Annotated in this window: 18 protein-coding genes and 1 pseudogene; 11 read left to right on the forward strand and 8 right to left on the reverse strand. The window is 37.2% G+C overall.

The genetic code is table 11. The features are described 5' to 3' along the window. Positions 1–5 precede the first annotated feature (5 nt). The 5 genes from K322_RS0107225 to ilvA form a co-directional block, all read right to left on the reverse strand. Positions 6–584 carry a hypothetical protein gene (locus K322_RS0107225; RefSeq protein ID WP_026626283.1) on the reverse strand — a complete coding sequence of 193 codons (579 nt, stop codon included), beginning with the start codon at positions 582–584 and terminating at the stop codon, positions 6–8. 603 nt (positions 585–1,187) lie between these two features. After that, the gene (locus tag K322_RS0107230) at positions 1,188–2,072 is read right to left on the reverse strand and encodes an endonuclease/exonuclease/phosphatase family protein (RefSeq protein WP_026626284.1); all 885 of its coding nucleotides are present in this window, start codon (positions 2,070–2,072) and stop codon (positions 1,188–1,190) included. 172 nt (positions 2,073–2,244) lie between these two features. After that, on the reverse strand, positions 2,245–3,234 hold the full coding sequence (locus tag K322_RS20215; protein ID WP_026626285.1) for a hypothetical protein: 990 nt from the start codon (positions 3,232–3,234) through the stop codon (positions 2,245–2,247). 142 nt (positions 3,235–3,376) lie between these two features. Further along, positions 3,377–5,221 carry a glutamine--fructose-6-phosphate transaminase (isomerizing) gene (glmS, locus tag K322_RS0107240; RefSeq protein ID WP_026626286.1) on the reverse strand — a complete coding sequence of 615 codons (1,845 nt, stop codon included), beginning with the start codon at positions 5,219–5,221 and terminating at the stop codon, positions 3,377–3,379. A gap of 60 nt (positions 5,222–5,281) precedes the next feature. After that, positions 5,282–6,544 carry a threonine ammonia-lyase gene (ilvA, locus tag K322_RS0107245; protein ID WP_026626287.1) on the reverse strand — a complete coding sequence of 421 codons (1,263 nt, stop codon included), beginning with the start codon at positions 6,542–6,544 and terminating at the stop codon, positions 5,282–5,284. A gap of 743 nt (positions 6,545–7,287) precedes the next feature. On the opposite strand from ilvA, the gene K322_RS0107250 reads away from it, so the two are divergent. The 6 genes and pseudogenes from K322_RS0107250 to K322_RS21145 all read left to right on the forward strand — a co-directional run. Then, positions 7,288–8,229 (forward strand): hypothetical protein, encoded by a 942-nt coding sequence (locus K322_RS0107250; RefSeq protein ID WP_026626288.1) that lies wholly within the window; start codon positions 7,288–7,290, stop codon positions 8,227–8,229. A 155-nt stretch (positions 8,230–8,384) separates the two neighbouring features. Beyond that, positions 8,385–9,458 carry a hypothetical protein gene (locus tag K322_RS0107255; RefSeq protein ID WP_026626289.1) on the forward strand — a complete coding sequence of 358 codons (1,074 nt, stop codon included), beginning with the start codon at positions 8,385–8,387 and terminating at the stop codon, positions 9,456–9,458. Between the two features lie 3 nt (positions 9,459–9,461). Then, positions 9,462–10,532, forward strand: coding sequence for a hypothetical protein (locus tag K322_RS0107260; RefSeq protein ID WP_026626290.1), 1,071 nt, complete (start codon positions 9,462–9,464; stop codon positions 10,530–10,532). Positions 10,533–10,570: 38 nt separating this feature from the next. Further along, positions 10,571–11,023 (forward strand): GNAT family N-acetyltransferase, encoded by a 453-nt coding sequence (locus tag K322_RS0107265; protein WP_026626291.1) that lies wholly within the window; start codon positions 10,571–10,573, stop codon positions 11,021–11,023. 16 nt (positions 11,024–11,039) lie between these two features. Continuing rightward, entirely contained in the window at positions 11,040–12,308 is a 1,269-nt protein-coding gene (locus K322_RS0107270) for a replication-associated recombination protein A (RefSeq protein ID WP_026626292.1), read from the forward strand. A 947-nt stretch (positions 12,309–13,255) separates the two neighbouring features. Next, positions 13,256–13,801 (forward strand): annotated as a pseudogene (locus tag K322_RS21145) (GNAT family N-acetyltransferase); the annotation flags it as partial. Positions 13,802–13,829: 28 nt separating this feature from the next. On the opposite strand, the gene K322_RS0107280 reads toward K322_RS21145, so the two are convergent. After that, complete coding sequence (locus tag K322_RS0107280; protein ID WP_026626294.1) at positions 13,830–15,401, reverse strand: NAD(P)/FAD-dependent oxidoreductase; 1,572 nt, start codon at positions 15,399–15,401, stop codon at positions 13,830–13,832. 350 nt (positions 15,402–15,751) lie between these two features. Here K322_RS0107280 and K322_RS0107285 point away from each other — a divergent pair, with 350 nt between their 5' ends. The 5 genes from K322_RS0107285 (at position 15,752) to K322_RS18865 (ending at position 19,677) form a co-directional block, all read left to right on the forward strand. Then, a complete protein-coding gene (locus K322_RS0107285) occupies positions 15,752–16,201 on the forward strand; it encodes a YhcH/YjgK/YiaL family protein (protein ID WP_026626295.1) in 450 nt (149 codons plus the stop codon). Between the two features lie 4 nt (positions 16,202–16,205). Then, a complete protein-coding gene (locus K322_RS0107290; protein WP_026626296.1) occupies positions 16,206–17,183 on the forward strand; it encodes a type I phosphomannose isomerase catalytic subunit in 978 nt (325 codons plus the stop codon). Between the two features lie 292 nt (positions 17,184–17,475). Further along, on the forward strand, positions 17,476–18,447 hold the full coding sequence (gene hemH / locus K322_RS0107295; RefSeq protein WP_026626297.1) for a ferrochelatase: 972 nt from the start codon (positions 17,476–17,478) through the stop codon (positions 18,445–18,447). A 154-nt stretch (positions 18,448–18,601) separates the two neighbouring features. Next, positions 18,602–19,051: a PepSY-like domain-containing protein gene (locus K322_RS0107300; RefSeq protein ID WP_026626298.1), complete on the forward strand. Its 450-nt coding sequence runs from the start codon at positions 18,602–18,604 to the stop codon at positions 19,049–19,051. Between the two features lie 191 nt (positions 19,052–19,242). Beyond that, complete coding sequence (locus K322_RS18865; RefSeq protein WP_051290694.1) at positions 19,243–19,677, forward strand: PepSY-like domain-containing protein; 435 nt, start codon at positions 19,243–19,245, stop codon at positions 19,675–19,677. On the opposite strand, the gene K322_RS0107310 is transcribed toward K322_RS18865, so the two are convergent. Continuing rightward, complete coding sequence (locus tag K322_RS0107310; protein WP_035331609.1) at positions 19,674–20,942, reverse strand: sensor histidine kinase; 1,269 nt, start codon at positions 20,940–20,942, stop codon at positions 19,674–19,676. The genes K322_RS18865 and K322_RS0107310 overlap by 4 nt on opposite strands. Further along, on the reverse strand, positions 20,939–21,619 hold the full coding sequence (locus K322_RS0107315; RefSeq protein WP_026626300.1) for a response regulator transcription factor: 681 nt from the start codon (positions 21,617–21,619) through the stop codon (positions 20,939–20,941). The genes K322_RS0107310 and K322_RS0107315 overlap by 4 nt, the downstream gene beginning before the upstream one ends. Between the last annotated feature and the right edge of the window lie 10 nt (positions 21,620–21,629).

Consider the following 21,629-nt stretch of genomic DNA (forward strand, 5'->3'; position numbering starts at 1 on the left):
ATATCTTATTTAAGGACAAAAACAACAGTCATAAAAGAATCGTAATCCGACTCTGCTTTTATATCATACGTCATAACACCGTTGTTATCTATTGAAATATTCTCCAAAACATCGGTATCGTAATTGGTAATGTAATAATACAGATCCGTCCGATTCATAAAATACGGAATATTAACGGGTGCAGAGGGATTTTTTTTCGGTGCTGTAAACTGGGTTTTGTACTCGTTATACAGGTCGATTGTTTTTCCGGTTGTTACAGCAGATGCATCTACTGCAATCGTGGGCATATAGAAAAAACTGTTCTGGGCATCTTTCGCCGAAAGACATACCCATGCCGGAGATATGGTTGAGCCTGCATTCTGCGCAATGCACTTCAACGTTGTGTCATATACAATGAGTCCTTCTGCCGGAGTAGAGATAGCTGTTTTCTGGGCTGTGGTCATCCGGGGAATGAGTATGCCTTTGTTTGTACTTTCTATATCCAGTGCAGCACTTGCATTCGGATTGTTTGTATTGATTCCTACCTGTGCAGGTAAAGACGCTACAGCTATAAAGCCTAACATCATAAAAATAATTTTTTTCATTGTTGTTTATATTTCGAGTAATTACGATTGCAGCCCTGTTTGTTGTATATGTTTTTACAAAGTTGCAGATGAGTGTTGATTGATAATAGCTGGTAGAAAAAAGCAGTAAAGTACCGTCGCAGCACCTTACTGCATAATGAAACCGACTGTTGGACAGGTGTATGCCAAGAGCAGATTCAGAACGACAACAAAACAACAAATCAACTGCTGTGCACCCTTTATCCTGTCGGTTTACTTTTGATAATATATATATTAGTTGAGGTATGTATACAACAAAACTCAAAGCATAAAAAAACACTCCGTCATTTTGACACAATAGAATTTTTTGTTTGATTATTACGCTAGATGCGTCTCTCTCTCTCTCTCTCTCTCTCTCTCTCTCTCTCTAATATTTCACACGACACAGCCAAACCTGAATAGTTAAAATTCAGACCGGATTCGATATTCTTATGTGTGAAAATTTGAAACATGGATGAATTGTTTATGGTGGCAAATATACAATTTATTTATTATATGCAAATACTAAAACAACTTAGAAACAACAAAGACTGTCCATTCTTAGTTTTGGACAGTCTTTCGATAATCGTTAAATTTATGATATAATCATTTAACCCAATGAGCTTTTACCAGCACAGGAAAATGATCTGATGGAAATCTGGCAACATTATCACCCTTACTGTATGTATCGGTTAGTAAGCCCCAACTATCGGCTCTAAAATGTTTGGTAAAATAGATATGGTCTAGAATATCTCCGTTTCCGATAATATCCTGATCCAACTGCCACAATCCAGCCAACGACTTACCCCATGCGTTGTATGAGGAGTTGTTAGCATACGGCTCTTTCACATCGTAGTAAGCATCTCTGATTATACCTGAGTCATTTAACAAACGACACCACGAAGTTCTAAAATCACCATTCAAATCACCTAAAAACATAGCCGGATTATCTCCTGCGATTTCTTTTATTTTAGCCAACACCAGTTTACTGCTTTCATTGCGGGCATAATCTTTCTCATAATCATAATGGGCACAGAATACATAAAACTCTCTGCCTGATTCTTTTTCTTTCAGCTTTATCCAGGTACAGATACGATTGCAGCAAGGAGCATCCCAGCTTTTAGAAGGAACATCAGGAGTTGCCGACAACCAAAAATCGCCTTTATCAAGTAATGTATACTTTGCTGTCTTAAAGAAAATAGCAGAATGCTCGCCTTGATTATGACCATCCCTACCCTCTCCATAATATTCATATTGAGGCACTAGGCTCCGAAGGTCTTCAAGTTGAGTAGGTAAACCTTCCTGTGTACCGAAAAAGTCAAAATCGTGGTAAGCAATCAGCTTTGCCACATAAGGCTTACGATCGACCCACATATTGCCGACATCCGATGCATTATCGTTTCTTAAGTTATATGTTGCTACATTGAAAGACTGCGCACCTGCCAACAGACTGCTTACACATAGCAGTGCTGTTATAAAATACTGTTTCATAACGCTTTTAAATTAAGGCCAGAGACCTATTTGTAGTCAATAAAAAGTTGAAAATATTCTCTTTTCCAACGATCGAATTAATAAGTTGTTAATTATGAAACACACATATAAGTTCTAGTACCTCATCTGCACGTTCAAAACATAAAGTTAATAAAATTACAGAAAAGAACTTTTATTTTCCGAGATTATATGAAAATCCAACAGTAAAATAACCATTCGTATTTTGAGACATTTCCACAAAATCGTCTTTTTCATTTTTTTCTCTGAAAACACCTTTATAGGTACTCGACACTCCTACATTCAAACTAAGAATCAAAGACTTTGCGAGAATACGTTCATAACCCAAATCTATTTTTCCGGCTACCTTATCAAAGGTATATACTTTACGAAAACCTTCTTGTCCGGGATATTCAAAATACATACCACTGTCTAGTAAAAAGCCTAAAGACAAACGTCCGTTTTTACCAATCATTCTACGCGCATAAAAATATTGAGGCATAATAGCATCTATCACCCAAGGTGTTCCGGCAAACATGTGCTGGTAGCGTAATGTCGGAAATATTGGAAATATCATCGCTTTGGATGTAGAGAGATAGGCTCCCACCGACAGCGTTGTATAATCTGTCTCATATACATTGACCAAAGCTGAAACACTCCCTATCATTCTTTCATATCCTTTATCAGAACCATCAAACGTCATATTAGCATTCACGATTATGGTCTTGCCCCATATCTTATCAAAATAATTCATGGATGTGCTGCTTACAAAATAATGAGACTCAGGTTTTCCCCGATGTGTAAAATAAGGATATTCAATCGGATAGTATTTCACACCGCTATAGTCCAATGATTCGTACTTATAGCGGAGATTGGTTAATACCATAAACTTCTTCTTTCGAAGAAGAGGAACCAACACACTGGCACGAAGTCTTCTTTGCGAATTTAATGTCCCGTCTTCATATTTCTGGTCTTCTCTCTTCATCTTATAATCTGAAGCTGAAAACTGCTCGTAACTCACTTCGAGAAACCTCATCAGCGGGAATTTTTCATTGATCGGGTTATTTGCTAAAACAAGCTTGTTTTTCTCATCTTGGGCAAATATCGCAGATGATATGAACAGAGCTAATAAAAGAAAGAAACTCTTGTTTGGACTTATAACCATAATATTTAAACTGATAAAATATTTACTGAAAGATTTCTATAGACAAATATAAAATAAGCAGCTATTTTTTAATGCCATAAAAAAAATAAAGAAGACACATTAACCGCATCTTCTTTATTTTTTAACATTAGTTCATTATTTATCACTCTACAGTTACCGACTTAGCCAGATTTCGCGGCATATCCACATCCCTGTTTTTATTAACAGCAATATGATATGCCAACAACTGAAGTGGAATACACGACAATAACGGATCAAGACACTCTTCCGTTGCGGGAATTTCTATATAATGATCTGCCATTTTCTTTATATCTTCATCTCCTTCATTAATAATTGCAATCACACGACCTTTACGAGCTTTTATTTCCTGTATGTTACTTACAACCTTGTCATAAATAGCGTTATTTGTACCAATAGCTACAATCGGCATTTCATTATCAATCAATGCAATCGGGCCATGCTTCATTTCCGCAGCAGGATATCCCTCGGCATGGATATATGATATTTCTTTTAACTTCAATGCACCTTCCAGAGCTATCGGGTAACTATAGCCACGGCCGAGATAAATAAAGTTCTGGGCATAAGTAAATATTCTGGATAATTGCTTGATAGTTTCATCCGATTCCAGAATTTTTTCGATCTTATCCGGAATATTCTGTAACTCTTTGATGATAGACAAATAGCGGTCTTCTTCTATTGTTTTCTTTTCTTTAGCTATAGCCAATGCCATCATAGTAAGCACTGTTACCTGAGCGGTAAATGCTTTGGTAGATGCAACCCCGATCTCGTGACCGCAGTGGGTATACGAACCCGAATCAGTATTACGGGGAATAGATGAACCGATAACATTACACACTCCATACACAAAAGCACCCGCTTTGCGAGCCAACTCGATAGCAGCCAAAGAATCGGCTGTTTCTCCCGATTGAGAAATAGCAATAACAACATCATCACTATAAATCACCGGATTACGGTATCTGAATTCCGAAGCATACTCAACTTCAACAGGTATACGGCAAAATTCCTCGAAAAGATATTCTCCGATCAGACCTGCATGCCAAGATGTACCACAAGCAATAATAAGAATTCGGCGGGCATTGATAAATTTATCTTTATGATCAATAATCCCAGATAGCGTGATGTTAGTTCCCTCAACATTCACACGTCCGCTCATACAGTTTTTAAGTGTCTGAGGCTGTTCATAAATTTCCTTGAGCATATAGTGAGGAAAACCTCCCCGTTCGAGTTCACTCAAATTCAATTCCAGCTCTTTGATCTCGTGAGTTGTTTCTACATTAGAGATTGTGAATATCTTTGGATCTTCGTTTCTCTTAATAAGAGCTATTTCTTCGTCATTCAGATAAATAACCTTATTTGTATATTCGATAATAGGCGAAGCATCCGATCCTAAAAAGAATTCGCCCTCTCCGATCCCTACAACCAAAGGGCTGCTCTTACGAGCGGCAATAATCTGATCAGGATTCCCTTTTTCTACAATAGCTATCGCATACGCGCCTACAACTTGTTTTAAAGCCAGCTGGACTGCTGAAAATAGATCGCAGTTATTCAGAGTTTTAATATATTCAATAAACTGAACTAAAACTTCGGTATCGGTGCTGCTCTGAAATTTATAGCCTTTTTTCAAAAGCTCAGCTTTCAACACAGCATAATTTTCGATAATACCATTGTGAATCAGAGCTAATGTCTCCGATTGTGAATAATGAGGGTGTGCATTAGCATTGCTTGGTTCGCCATGTGTAGCCCAACGGGTATGCGCAATACCTATTGTACCGCTCACATCCTTATCCTTCACATATTCTTCCAAATCATTTACTCTACCTTTTGCCTTATAAACAGATAATTCCTTATCGTTATTCAATAAAGCAACTCCGGCGCTGTCATAGCCCCTATATTCAAGCCTATGCAGACCTTTTATCAAAATCGGATATGCATCCCTAAATCCTATATAACCGACAATTCCACACATTCAATATTATTTTTATGTATAAATGTTATATATATAACTATTTTTTACCCGTTTTATTATTTACACGATATATTTTCCGACATCACTGGTTGGATCAAGCAGAGTGAAATCAAGATCATAATCCTGCATACGCTCAATTAATTTTTCGTATTCTTCTCTTGAATCAACTTCTATGCCAACCAATGCAGGACCACTCTCCCTGTCATTTTTTTTCATATATTCAAACCTGACAATATCGTCATGCTCACCCAATACCCGATTCACAAAATCTCTCAAAGTATTGGTACGCTGCGGAAAATCAACAATAAAATAATATTTCAGACCTTCAAAAATAAGAGATCGTTCTTTAATCTCCTGCATCCGGTTTATATCATTATTGCTTCCGCTAACAATACAAACGACATTTTTTCCTTCCAGCTTTTCTTTATAATGATTCAATGCAGCGATAGACAATGCCCCGGCAGGCTCCACAACTATTGCATCTCTGTTGTACAAATTTAGGATGGTCGTACAAACTTCCCCCTCGGGAACAAGACAAACCTCATCTACAACTTTCTTACAAATAGGAAAAGTCAAATCTCCTACTTTTTTTACTGCAGCTCCATCTACAAACTTGTCAATCTGAGGCAGCATTACCGGATGTCCGGCTTCAAAGGCTGCTGTCATACTTGGTGCGCCTAGCGGCTCTACCCCAATAACCTTTGTTCTCGGAGAATGTTCTTTTATATATGCTCCGACTCCGGCACATAAACCTCCTCCTCCGATGGGTATAAATATATAATCGATAATTCCATCTTTAAATTTCTCTAATATTTCGACACCGATGGTTCCCTGTCCTTCAATAATCTTTGTATGATCAAACGGAGGAATAAAAGTCATATTGTGTTCGATCGTAAATTTTTTTGCGGCATCTGCACAATCATCAAATGTATCTCCGGTCAATACTATTTCAATGTTGCCGTTTCCAAACATACGGGTCTGGCTGACTTTCTGTTTGGGTGTTATCTTAGGCATAAAAATCACACCTTTTGTATTCAGCATATTGCAACTGTAAGCTACTCCTTGCGCATGATTGCCGGCACTGGCACATACAACTCCTCTTTTCAGCTCATCGTCATTAAGTCCGCTCATCATACTATACGCACCACGTAACTTGTAAGACCGAACAATCTGCAGATCTTCTCTTTTCAGATAAACATTGGCCTTTGTATCTCTCGACAATGAAAGATTGACCTCGAGCGGAGTTTTCCTTACTACCTTTTCTAACCTTGAAGCGGCCTCTTCGATATGAAGACCGAATTCTTCCGTAAATTTTGATAACATTCTGAAATTAGAAGCTAAAGTTTATGATCCATAATCTATCTTGAGCTGCAGCAAAACTCTATACAAACAGATATATCCATACAGCGAAAGCGTCAGACAAAGGTAATAAAATCAATGATCAATGAACGATAATCAACTTTCTATTTCTCTTAAAAAGGTTACAAAGGTTACGCTTTTTAGGTACGCTTTTCTGATGTTACTTTTTACCTTTAGATAAGGTAATCGACCTTGCAGGGGTAAAAAATCTTTTACCCGGTGTTTTCATTTCTGGCGAATATTTATTCGCCCCTGCAGAAGATTTTCCAAAAGGGTAACAAAAGTAACATCAAAAATGTATTTTTCTTTTGTTACTTTTTTACTTGTCCATATTCAAAATCGATTATAAACAATACACCCATACACAGAATTTTTCTGATTCTCTTCAACTATTCAAAGAACACTTTACCTATAGATAAAATATCAAGAAGCTCCATGCAGTCTACCGATTTGCATTCTTTATAGTCTCAAGCTTTCTTTCGTGCGGCAACTAAGAAATACTTGTTTTTTTTCTTCGGTATCAATAAGATTTCTAATTTTACAGAATAAAAAAACGATTAGGGACATTCTAGTTTTTACTTTTAGAGAAAGCATCCGTTTTCTCAGTCTTTGGGTCTACATTATATAATGCCGATTCAATTCAAGATATAGTCAACAAACAGAAATTTCCTCTTCAGAATATAAGACACCAATATCACTTATTTAATATGCAACGTTTATCCTCAATCATAGTATTGCTTTTGGCTTCCTTCCATTTGCCGGCTCAGTCCGTATCTAATCAGAACAATCAGGCAGAGACGGAAACCCTCAGACTTACATCATCGATTTCGAGATTGTCTGATTATAATGCCGATGTAATAGGTTATTACCTCAACAAACCTTTATATCTGGCTGATTTCAATATACATAATCTCAAAAAAGACATTAATACTCCTCTTTATGCGATAGACCCCAAAAGCCCTTCTGATATAGAAAATAATGCTGCACAGGAATATTTAGCCCTCAAATACAGCACAAAAAATTCTTTTGAAAAGGAAGAGCTAGTATCTCTGGTCGCTAAAGCCGAAACGAGCACCGAACAGGTAAAAAAAAGCTGTATAAGCTTATGTAATTATTTTGGAGACAAAGAATATCTCAAAGACCTCTCTTTTAATAGATATCCGGCTTTAAGAGACAGTCTTCAACAATCGATCTTTAGTGCACAAGCTGCATGGAGAAGAGTTTCAATATACAATTCGGATGTAAAAGATATGGCCGAAAATATAATATTGAAAAGCAAGAAAGCTTCTGCTTTTATCGTCCCAATGAAAGAAGATCTGGACAAGCTCAGAAAAATTGTTTCGCAAGTATATTCACAGGATTTCAGTGTAATTATTTTAAAAATGGATATTACTGATCTTCAATCCATAACAGAAATTCATAAAGATTTTTCTAAAAAAGACAGAACAAAACTCAAGGATGAATCGTATATAAATGTGTACAACAGATTCTACAGGGCAACAGACGAATGCTTGGCAGTCATCAAGCAGATACTAAATTGTGTCGAACAAAAAAAATTCGACGCTGAATTAGACAGTTTATTTGATACCCTGAATAAAACATTCACCAAAGTCGAAGAGGATTATAAATTATTCGCATCTCAGGACTGAAAGCTTTTAGACTGAAACTCTGATGTTTTATCCGTATATAAATAACAGAAAGTATTTAAAGCTATAACTATCAATCGTTGTTATACTTGAATGGACAATAAATTAGGCCTGAGACCTTAAATAACAGAATCTGACACAAATTTCATTATCAAAATATGAATCATAATTTAGAAATACAAAAACTACTATTAAAGAAAGATTCGATAGAATCTCCGGAAGACCGTATCAACTTATTGAAACAAGCCATACAGATAGCTGATGCCAACAATGATCTCGACTGGGGTTTTGACCTGCGTCTCGACCTTATTTTCGAAGAAAGGGATACAGCTCATTGTATAGATAGTTTCGCCGCTTTCACCTGGCTGCTTAGCACATATGACTCTAACCCCGAAACATTTGACGAAAGTGATTTCTTATGGGAGTACAAATGGATGGCAGGTGCAGCACGGCGAAATGTAAACATATCGATGGAACAGGTTCATTCAATCATGGATGATCTGAAAATAAGAATGGAACGGAATGGATACACACTCAGAGGATACTACAGTGTATTAATATACTGGAACCTGTTTATAGGAAATACTGAAGAGGCAAAGAGAATTCTAACTTTACGGAACGAAACAGAACGAGATAGAATGTCGCATTGCCCCGCATGCGAATTAGATACACAGGTTGAAATAGAGCTGATAGAAGGAAATTTCGATAAAGCACTCTCTACAGCCTCTGATCTGATTACAAAAAAGCTGACATGCGGAGTAATGCCTCTGGTTACTTTTTGTAATCTTACGTATTATTTAGGCAAAGCCGGAGATGCCAGAGCTGCCCAGTTTTTCCCTAAGGCAGAAGAAGAAATTGCTGCTCTGAAAGAAAATGATACTTCACTGATATCGCATGTATCCAATCTCCTGTATTATCTTACCCTAAATAATAAGGACGAAGCTTGGCGATACTTCGAAAAGTATGCCGAATGGGAGGTCAACTCGGAAGATGCTGTCAGTTTCGATTTCTCTAAAAACGTACTACCTTTGCTAAAAGAAGCTAATAAAAAAGAGCTGAATCTGGGTATAAAATTACCCTATTATTCGTCTGGCAACATATATGATACAGAAGAGTTGTTTCAATATTATTATAAGAAAGCGAACGACCTCGCTATACGGTTCGATTCGAGAAATGGAACTGATAAATTCAAAATGGAATTAAGCGAAGTCCTGCAACCTACGATCAACTAACAAATGAATCACAATCTCGAAATACAAAAAATATTGCTTAATATTCAGCAGCTCAAAAAAGCTGAAGATCAGCTTACTTTACTAAAACAGGCCATAGCGTTGGCTGATGCGAATAATGATCAGGACTGGGGTTTTGACCTGCGTATGGATCTAATCCGTACCGAACAATTCACAGCTCATTCACAGGAGAGTTTTCCGGCTTTCGCTTGGATACTCAATACTGCGGACAACAACCCCGGTATGTTTTCGGAAGAAGAGATTCTTCAGGAATACAAATGGCTTGCTGCTGTTTCTTACAACAATCTTATAATAACAAAGGAACAGATCGAGAACATTTTCGAAGATTTCAAAAGCAGGTGTATCAAAGGCGGATTCAGCCTGCGGGAATATTATAATATCGTAGCGAATTACTCTTTGTTTATGGGTGATAAAATTGCTGCCCGAACATACCTAGACAATAGAGATAAAGAACCCGAGGATGCATTGTCGTCATGGAGTAATGACATGATCACTACTATTTATGTTGAAATGTTTGAGGGTGAATTTGAGAAAGCCATAGCACATATCAACGAATTTGTAGCAAACCAATCTTCTCACAAAATGAATTCCATACCCGTATATAGCGGGCTTATCTATTATCTGGGAGGAAAAATGGATGACGATAGGGTTACGAAATATTTTAACGAAGCCGATGATGAATTTTCGAAGCTTTCGGTTCTTCCTTTTCAATTATATGAAGTAACTTTGATGATGTACTACATGTCTAAGAAACAAAAAGACAGGGCATGGATGTACTTCGAAAAATATGTCAATCTGGAGATAGATGCCGAATCGGCTGTTCGTTTCGATTTTGCATTATCTGTACTTCACTTATTAAAGGGTGATGATACTCGTGTTCTGGATATGATAAGCAGCAGACAACCTTATTACAGAGAAGACAATACATATCACTTGACCGATCTGTACAACTATTATCTGGGTGTAGCAGCAGATCTGGCCGATAAATTCGATCAAAGAAATGGCAATACCCACTTCAAAGAACAGATGGATGAAGTTTTATCTTTCTTCTCATAGCTTTTGATCACAGGTATTTTGTTTAAATTATTATAATTATGGTTGAATTCAAAAGGACAAGTTCGGAAAACGCTGATTTTCTGAATTTGATACGGGAACTGGACTCTTTTCTTGATAAAGTAGATAAAAATGCCCATGCAGTTTGTGAGCAATACAATGCTACAGAATCGATAAAACACGTGATTATAGCTTATAATGAAAGCCAAAAAGCGATAGGATGCGGTGCTATCAGAGAATATACATCCGGCAAAATGGAAATAAAGAGAATGTATGTGCAGAAAGATGAACGGCGGAAGAATATAGCCTCTCAGATTCTAAATGAACTAGAACAATGGGCAGTGAATTTGGGCGCACAAATATGTATACTGGAGACCGGAAAGAAAATGTCCGAGGCTGTCAACTTTTATAAGAGAAATAACTATATACAAATACCCAATTACGGACAATACAAATTGATAGAAAGTAGTGTCTGTTTTGAGAAAATTTTATAAAGCAAAGGAATAAACTATGAGCCAGCCTTTAGCAGAACGCATGCGTCCAAAATCACTGGACGAATATATCGGTCAGAAACATTTGGTCGGTGAAGGTGCTGTTTTGCGTAAAATGATCGATTCGGGACGTGTACCCTCTTTCCTGCTCTGGGGACCTCCGGGAGTAGGAAAAACAACTCTGGCTCAAATTATAGCCAATACCCTCGACACACCATTCTTTACGCTGAGTGCTATCAATTCGGGAGTCAAAGATGTGAGGGAAGTAATAGATGCTGCCAAAAAGAATACTTTTTTTGATGCTCGCAATCCGATATTATTTATTGACGAAATACACCGTTTCAGCAAATCTCAGCAAGATTCATTGCTCGGGGCTGTAGAGACCGGTGTTATCACTCTGATAGGAGCTACAACCGAAAACCCTTCATTCGAAGTCATTCGTCCATTATTGTCCAGATGTCAGGTATATGTTTTGAAGTCACTGGAAAAAGCCGACCTCTTAGAATTGCTCAATAGAGCCATAACCGAGGACGTTATTCTCAAAACAAAGAATATAGACCTGCAAGAAACAGATGCGCTGTTAAAATATTCCGGAGGGGATGCCCGTAAACTGCTGAATATCCTCGATTTGGTGGTAGCCGCCGAAACAGAAGATTCATTCGTTATCAATGATAAAATTGTAACAGAACGTCTTCAGGAAAATCCTGCTGCTTATGATAAAGGCGGCGAAATGCATTACGACATTATATCGGCGTTTATAAAATCAATACGGGGTAGTGACCCTGATGCTGCGATCTATTGGCTTGCACGTATGGTTGCCGGAGGCGAAGACCCTAAATTTATAGCACGGCGTCTTGTTATATCCGCTGCCGAAGATGTTGGTCTGGCAAATCCCAATGCCTTACTTTTGGCTAATGCATGTTTCGATGCTTTACAAAAAATAGGATGGCCGGAAGGGCGCATCATTTTAGCCGAAACAACAGTTTATCTGGCAACCTCTCCCAAGAGCAATTCGGCTTACCTATCTATCGATAAAGCTTTGGCTTTGGTTGGAAAGACGGGGAATCTGCCCGTTCCATTACATTTACGCAATGCGCCTACCAAGTTGATGAAAGAGCTCGATTATGGCAAAGAGTATAAATATGCACACGATTACGAAAACAATTTCGTACAACAGGACTATCTCCCTAAAGAAATAAAGAACAGCCGATTCTGGGAAGCTCAAGATAATCCGGCCGAAGTTCGTACTTTGGAACACTTACGAAAATTATGGAAGAACAGGTATTGAAAGAGAATACCAATGAGCTGATCAAAATAGAAAAACCTCGAGCGCATTATCAAGGGGTTTTGTTCTCTGTCAGTATCCTAATCTTTATTTTCTCAATATGGATGATTTATTTATGGGCTACAATTATTAATTATCCTATATATCCCTTGATGTTCATATGTGGAGTTTTACCTTTATTACTTAGTATCTCTTTTTTTCGAACCTGCCTCCGTTGGGGAACACTGATGATATATGATGACAGATTAGAAATGCATTCTATATTAAAATTGAAAATCAGAAAAATATACTTTCGGGATATAGTCAGATCAGATGAATATGAAAGATACATAAAATATAAGGGTGGCGACAACCATCTTATTTTCACACTTTTTTCCAATGATAGCACTTCTATCTCAGTTAGATCCGATTTTTATAGTTCTTTTTATATTCTAAAAATTCTTTTCAAAAAAGAACAAGAAAAGACTATAGAGAATCGACCAACAAGGTTCAGATTCATATTATGGGGATTTAATTTATTATTAGGCATTAGTCTTTTACTTACATCTTTTTATAATTTTCAAACCAAACAAAATATTCACCCAAGTGAATTAATAGAACTTAAAGGGATTATTGCCAACCACCTACAGATAACAGAATCATCGTATATTAAATCTGTTTTTATTAAATTAGATATGTATCCCGATAATTCTTTTTTACTAGAGACTCCCCTTGTTTCAATAATAACAAATAATAACCTATTACAGGATATAAAATCAGGAGACTCTATTACTATTAAAGTTGATAAAAACGAATATCATCAGAAAATAGTGAAAGATATACCTTTATCCTTTAGTGAAAAGCTCAATTATAATAGTCCTTTGCAAATTTATACAATACAAACAAGAGATAAATCTTACCTGTCTTTAAATGAGTATAATGATAGTGTAATAAGTTATAAAACTAAAATGATGTATTTGTGGCTAGTAATAGGTGTTATAATCATATATATCAACTTAAAGAAAAAACCAAAAAATGTATTAGTCGAAAATAAAGACTATACTCCTCCTTATGAACATGGAAAAATAAGAAGACGCCAAGCTTCATTTCTTGACATCCCTGCTATCAAAAAACTTTTTAGAGAGTCGATAACGCATATCAACAATCAAGATTATACACCCGAACAAATATCAGCTTGGATAAAACGTGGCGAAAACGATGATATGTGGCGATCACGCATCATTAATCAATACTTTATTGTTGTAGCTTGTGACTCTGAATTATTTGGTTTTGCATCTATAACCGATGAAGGTCATATTGATTTTATGTTTGTACATCATCTGTATCAACACAGAGGATTTGGTTCGTTACTATTCGAATCGTTAGAAAATTTTGCTTATTATTTCTCTTTGAATACCCTTACTGTAGACGCAAGTATTACAGCCAAACCTTTCTTTCAGAAAAAAGGATTCTATGTATTAAAAGAACAACAAGTTGACATTGGCGAAATTTTAACCAATTATAGAATGGTTCGACAACTACAGGTTAATCAGTTCTTACTGAGAGCAACACCTTCGCCAGTGCCTCAGCACAACGCTCACCATCCATTGCCGCCGAAACAATTCCTCCGGCATAACCGGCTCCTTCTCCACAAGGAAAAAGACCTTTGATTTCGACATGCTGCATGGTCTCTTTATCCCTCAAAACCCGTACAGGAGAGGATGTACGACTTTCGACCGCTAATAGAACAGCCTGATTAGTCAAAAAGCCTTGGTATTTACGTCCTATTTGCTGTAATCCGTCTTTCAACCGTTTCGATATAAATGGAGGAAGCCATTCATGCAGATCTGACGAAACAATACCAGGAGCATAGGATGTTACAGGCAGGTCTTTACTCTTCTTATGATTCACAAAATCGTATAGACGCTGAGCCGGAGCAGTTTGTCGCTGCCCCCCTGCAATCCATGCTTTTTCCTCTATATCTTCCTGAAATTTCAATAGAGCGAGTTCGTTATACTTTGCATATTCGGGAAAATCTTCGGGATGAATCTCAACCACAATACCCGAATTAGACCACTTCGAACCACGACTGGCCGGAGACATACCATTCACCACTAATTGACGTTGTCCGCTGGCAGCAGCAACAATAATTCCTCCCGGGCACATACAGAAGGAGTATACCCCTCTATCACCCGATTGTACGACAAAGCTATATTCTGCCGCAGGAAGGTATTCGCCACGTCCTTCCTCCGTATGATACTGGATCTGGTCTATCAGGTGTGCGGGATGCTCTACACGTACCCCTACGGCCAAACCTTTTGCTTCTAATTTGATTTTCTTATCGTGGAGCATGTAATATACATCACGGGCTGAGTGTCCGGTTGCAAGTATGACATATCCTTCGAATGTTTTTCCGGTATTGGTAAGGATACCTTTTACCTCATTATTCTCAATGATCAATTCATCCATCCTTGTATTGAAATGAACTTCTCCGCCCGATTCAATGATACGTTCACGCATCCTTTGGATAATGGCAGGCAACCTGTCTGTTCCTATATGAGGATGGGCATCTACCAGAATATCGGTAACAGCTCCATGCTGACAAAAGACATTCAGTATTTTATCCACATCACCTCTCTTTTTGCTGCGGGTGTACAGCTTTCCATCCGAATAAGCACCTGCACCTCCTTCACCAAAGCAATAGTTAGATTCGTCGTTTACAATATGCTCCCGATTGATAGCCGCCATGTCTCTTTTGCGCTCCCTCACATCTTTACCACGTTCCACAACAATGGGGCGAACACCCAACTCTATCAGTCTCAGTGCAGCAAACAATCCACCGGGACCGGCACCCACAACTATAGCCTGAGGAGCCTGGCTTACATCCGGATAATGAGTCGGCATATATGATATTTCGGGTTGCTGCTCACCGGTATATAAACGAACACGTAAATTGATGAATATCAATTTCTGGCGGGCATCAATAGATCTTTTCAGTATCTGTAGATCGGTGATATCCGATATCTTAACTCCGGCTTTCGATGATGCCAGATTCTTTACAATATTTATATCTGATGCCTCTTTGGGGCTTATTCTTAAATCTATATCTTTCTGCATATAATCTTATTCTTCAAGGGAACAAAGATAAAGCAATTTAGATTACTTTTCTATCCACTTTTCTTATAGATAATTGATAAGCGCATAGGTTATATCTATTAAGATCACAGACCTATTTGTAAAATCAGGGAACGAGTTGATATACTTGCTTACTATAAGCACAACATATCATTAAATAAGTAACAGCAAGTATTTAATGATATGCTTTTAGATTATAACCAACTTGGGTTGCTTTACTTACCAAAGTAATAAAAAGGACTGAGACCTTACTTTCATTTACTTATATCTAAAATAGGAGAACTTATTGCAAATATTTCCTATTTTTGTATAAATCATAATATTTTACAACCATGATAATAGATAACCTTTCGAAACTAACAGAGTACGAAACACTAAATCCTCATTTTGGCAAAGCTATCAAGTTTATACAATCATTGGACTTAAAAAATCCTGAGCTCGGAAAATTCGAGATTGACGGAAAGAATGTATTTGCAAGCATTAGCGAAAGCAAATTAAAAACACCCGAACAAGCGAAACTTGAAGTACATAACAACTACATAGATATACAGATACCTATCTCGAAGGCTGAAGGTTTCGGTTGGACTGGAAGAAGTGAACTGACAAAAGAAGCTGCTCCTTTCGATGAAACAAAAGATATCCAATTTTTTGAAGACAAGCCAACACTAAATTTCGATTTGCAGCCCGGCAATTTTGCAATTTTCTTTCCTCAGGATGGACATGCCCCCTGCATCGGAGAAGGTATAGTCATAAAGATCGTTATCAAAATTAAAGTACAATAAAAATATGAGTTTATATCCATTAAAATTCGATCCTATTCTTAAATCAATTATTTGGGGAGGTTCGGATATATGTAAATTTAAAGGAATAGAACCTCAACAGGACGGTATCGGCGAAAGTTGGGAAGTGTCGGGCGTTGAAGGGAATATTTCCGTTGTAGACAGTGGTTCCGAAAAAGGTAAAAACCTTCAGGATCTGATAGCCGAGTATAAAGAACATCTGGTAGGAAAGCACAATTTCGAAAAGTTCGGAACTACCTTTCCTCTACTCATTAAGTTTATAGATGCCAGAGATAATCTGTCAATCCAGGTACATCCCGATGATGTTTTGGCAAAACAAAGACATAATTCGTTCGGAAAAACCGAAATGTGGTATGTGATAAATGCTGCTCCCGGAGCTTTCTTATACTCGGGATTCGAAAAACAGCTAACACCCGACGGATATGTAAAAAGTATCGAAGACAATACATTTGTAGACTATCTGGCTAAACACGATGTAAAGAAAGGTGATTCGTTCTTCCTTCCGGCAGGCCGTGTACATGCTATCGGATCAGGTACTTTCATCGCTGAGATACAACAAACATCTAATATTACCTATCGTATCTACGATTACAATCGCAAGGATGCTAATGGTAACGGACGGGAATTGCATACTGAATTGGCAAAAGATGCTATCGATTACAAATTGTACGACAGCTATCAGTTGAGTTACATTCATAAAGAAAATACACCTGTACAACTGGAGTCTTGCCAATACTTTACAACCAATCTGTTAGAATTGGATAAAGCCGTTATTTTTGATCAAAGCAATAAAGATTCTTTCATCATATATATATGTATGGACGGAGCTTGCCAGATCGAAGACGGAAGCAATACCAAAGTGGATGTAAAACAAGGAACAACGGTACTTATTCCGGCTGCTAATGCTGCCAAAATAACTATTACCCCTAAAGGGTTTGTTCAATTATTGGAAACATTTGCATAAACAGTATTGATACCATAAACAAAGAGGGGAAAATAAGATTTTTCCCTCTTTGCCGTTTAGAGACTCTGTTCTCTCAATTTTCATGTATTTGCGTTGAAATACAGATTCGACTCAACTATTGAGTCAAATATTTGTTGTACATTTAAGTCGATAAAGTCATTGAGTCGAATAAGGTCACAGACCTTTTTTATTTACTTACATCTTAAAAGTCATTATTTCTTAGGCATGGGAGTCTACTCCCAGACCCAAAGTATGTCTAACAATAGTCTGAGACTTTAATTTATATATCAAAATGCGAGGTATCTTAATTTTAAATACAGGAAGTCCAAAAACAAAAAATCGTGAAGATGTAAAGTTTTTTATCGGAGCTATGCTATCCGATCCGTTGGTGTTATCAACTGTCCCTAATTGGTTCAGGGATACATTAGCTAAGCGGATTATCGCTCCGTTGCGTGCTTCAAATTCAGCTTCGCACTACGAACTCATCTGGGATAATGAACACAATGAGTCACCTTTGATATACAACTCTCTACAATTAGCTGAAAAAATAGAATCAAGCACTGGGCTACCAACGGAAGTAGCAATGCGTTATGGATCACCTTCGATACTCGATGCATTTACCCGTCTGAAACAAAAATGTGCTACACTGCATGAAGTAATTGTAGTACCTATGTTTCCACAATATGCCCAATCATCTTATCAGACGGCTGTTGATGAAGTCGGACGCTGTTTTATGAGCAAACCGCAGTCATTCAGAATAAAATTCATCGAGCCTTATTTCAACAAACCCGAATATATATCAGCATTAGCTGATAGTATACGTCCGTTTACCGAAAAAGGTTATGATAAGCTCGTATTCAGTTTTCACAGCTTGCCTATAGCTCATGTCGAAATAGGATGGAAGAAAGGAAAAGACTTTGATTATGTGTTTCAGGTGAAAGAAACCGTGAGATTAGTAACAAAAGAACTAGGCATCGATCCGAAAAAAAACCGTATAGTATATTCTTCTGCAATCGGACGCAAATGGCTCAAGCCTGATCTCGAAGAAACGATGAAACAGCTTGCCGAATCGGGTACTAAAAAAGTGATCGCACTCACTGCCGGATTTCCTGCCGATAACCTCGAGTCGCTCTATGATATAGATATCGTGGCAAGGGAGGCTTTCGAAAGTAATGGAGGCAAAGAATTTTATTTCGTTCCGGGACTTAATGCAGAAGATTTCTGGGTAGAAGGACTAGTCAAAATCATATCTTCAAAAATTTAAGATCTCAGATCGTTTTTCTATTTTGGTAAATAGCAAAATCAAAATACAGTATTGAACACTTTCTATTTTTTTAATTGAAAATATCGGAACTACAGAATCTCTTTAGATTTTGATATTAAGTTTGTAATATCAATAATGTAAAAATTTAGGTATTATGAAGAGAGTAGGTATAATTCTGGCACTTTTAGCTATTGTTATCACATCATCAGCATTTGTTTTATTAAGAAATAAATATGTTTCGGTATCCGAACTTCCTAAAGAAGGGCAGGTATTTATTACATCTTATTTCAAAGGAAGCAACGTTCTTACGATAGAAGAACGTTGGAACGAATACAAAATACTGCTTAATGACGGAACCAAAATCAAACTCGATAAAAACGGAGTCTGGGACGATCTGGAAGGCGAACACACTCAGCTTCCTTCGACTGTATTAAACCTCCTGCCACGAAAGGCTGTCAGCTACATTCAAACGAATTTCAAAGAGTGGCATATAACAGATATGGAGAAAAAAAGATATGGTTATAAAATAGAGCTTATCAATGGAGCCTCGGATGTCGAAATAGAATTCAACAATGCCGGTGAAGTCCGGGATGTTGATTTTTAAGACAAATAATCATTGAAATCAAGAGATCCCGACCATCTAATTAAGTATCGGGATACTTTTGGTTTTAGGTTAAAGAAATAAGTTTTATTATTTTTGTTCAAAACTAATGTCTCAGACCTATTTATGATTTTGGGTACAAAGAAATAGCCAAATTCTGTTATAAACTAAATATTTTCCGCAACTTACTACTCTTGAAATTATATATTTACATACTGGTTGCCCTGTTAAGTTTAGCTTCAGCTATGGAAGCCAAACAAAAAGAAAAGGATCGCAGCGTATTGCCCCAAAAGGCAATACTTTTTCTCGATACCCATTTCCCTGATATACAAATTAAAAAGATTAAGTACGAACGGGATGATCAGGAATATGAAGTAGAACTACGAAGCGGGCATGAAATAGAATTTGATGGTAACGGTAATTGGACAGAGATAGAAGGCGAATACAGTCCGCTACCTAAATCGGTAATAGACCTAATCCCGAATAAAATAGCTGTATATATATCCCGAAACTATCCGAGACGTCCGATTGTCCAAATCAAACGAAAGAAATACGGATACAGAGTTGATTTATCGAATTCGGCAGAATTGATGTTCAGTCACAACGGCGATTTTCTGGGAAAAGATTAATGTTTGTAGAATATAATCTCAATACGGAATACCCTATCCATGGGAAATGAATAAGATACACCAAATCCGTTTTTATCACAAATAGACTTCACCAGATTCAGTCCTAAACCTATTGAATCTTTAGATTTATTGCTCACCATACGGTCAAAAAGATTTTCTTTGTTTTCTTGAGGAAGACAACTGTTTTCGATAATCAGCTTATCGTCTGACAACTGGATTTTTACAAAACCTTCGTTTGTATTATGCCGGATAGCGTTTACCAGCAAATTGGAGATCAGAATATCAGACAGAGTTAGATCCATGTCAATAAATAAATCGTCACACGCAATATCGACAGTTATGGCTTTAGCATCAATCAGCTCTTCGATATTTTCGAGAAAGTCTGTTATTACCTGTTTCACATTTACTTTTACGATATCCTGAAACTGATCATTTCTGATTTTTGTGAGTAGCAGCAAAGACTTATTCAAATTCGACAATCTCGATACGGCATTCGATATCACCGAAAGAGATACAATGGAGTCTTTATCTAGCGTATGCTGCTGACGGATAATATCTATTCTCGATTTAATGATAGCCAGAGGAGTCTGCATTTCATGTGAAATATCTTCAGAAAAATTCTTCGTATTTTCATAATCCGAGTTGATTTTCCCTACCATTTTATTGACCACCTCATTAAGCTTATCAAACTCTTTTATACCCGAATTAGTGAGGCTCAGATTACGGCCTATTTCCAGATCATAGTCATCAAGCTTTTCTAAAGTATCATTAAACGGAGACCAGACTTTTTTCTTCAGGTAGAAATCGACCAGATAAGTAAAGACAAAAAACAGGAGAAACAAAGCCAGGATAGAGCCTATCAAAACATATAAAAGATCGCCGAACTCAAATGTCTGCTGATTGACATTCACCAGATGCAGCCTGTTTTTATATTCAATAGTAAAATACAATTGACGATAAGGAAGAAAAGCCCCTGAATTTTCGTTATATAGCAAGGTATCTTTTATTCCCAAAGGATAATTGTCGGTAGGATTTATAATCCTCTGCTCGACCCTTTGAGGCTGAATGACCGAGGTTGTAAACTCAATCATAGTATCATTCAACGCTACATAATTTTCGATACGGGTTTTGTATTCGTAAAGTATCTGGTCGGTAGATTGGTGAATGAATATTTTGAAAATAAAGAATATAGACACTCCCCCCAGAATCATAATAGAAAACAGGGTCAGTAAAAGATATTTACGTATAACATGAAACAGTCTCATCTCTCTCCAAACTGATAACCGATACCATATACCGTATGAATATAGTCAATAGAACCGGCATCGATCAGCTTCTTCCTCAGATTTTTTATATGAGTGTAGATAAAATCATACGAATCTGCCATCAGGCTCATATTATCGCCCCACAAATGCTCGGCTATAGCCTCTTTGTCTAATACTTTCGACTGGTTGGTGATAAAATAAAGCAGCAGATCGTATTCTTTCTTAGTCAGTACGATTTCTTTGCCAGATACAGTTACTTTACGACTGTCGAAAGTAATCTGTATTTCATTATAATCAAGAGTATTTCCTCCTTTAAAGTTCCGCCTGCGGATAATCGACTTTATACGCGCATTAAGTTCCGAAAGGTGAAAAGGCTTAGTCAGATAATCGTCTGCACCGATATCTAATCCGACCAACTTATCATCCAGTGAATTTTTTGCCGAAATAATTATTACACCGGCTTCCGTATCTTTTTGTTTTAATAAACGGATCAGATCCAGTCCGCTTCCTCCGGGCAGGGTGATATCTATTATCAGGCAGTCATAATTATAGAGAGAGACTTTGTCTTCTCCTTCGATATAATCAGAAGCTGTTTCGATGGCAAAACCTTCCGATTGCAGATATGTAACAATAGACTCCTGCAAATCAATTTCATCTTCGACTAACAGTAGTTTCATTTGAGATGTT

It is taken from the genome of Indolivaga capnocytophagoides DSM 22835 (assembly GCF_000426485.1).
In the GTDB taxonomy this organism is placed as follows: domain Bacteria; phylum Bacteroidota; class Bacteroidia; order Bacteroidales; family Dysgonomonadaceae; genus Dysgonomonas_A; species Dysgonomonas_A capnocytophagoides.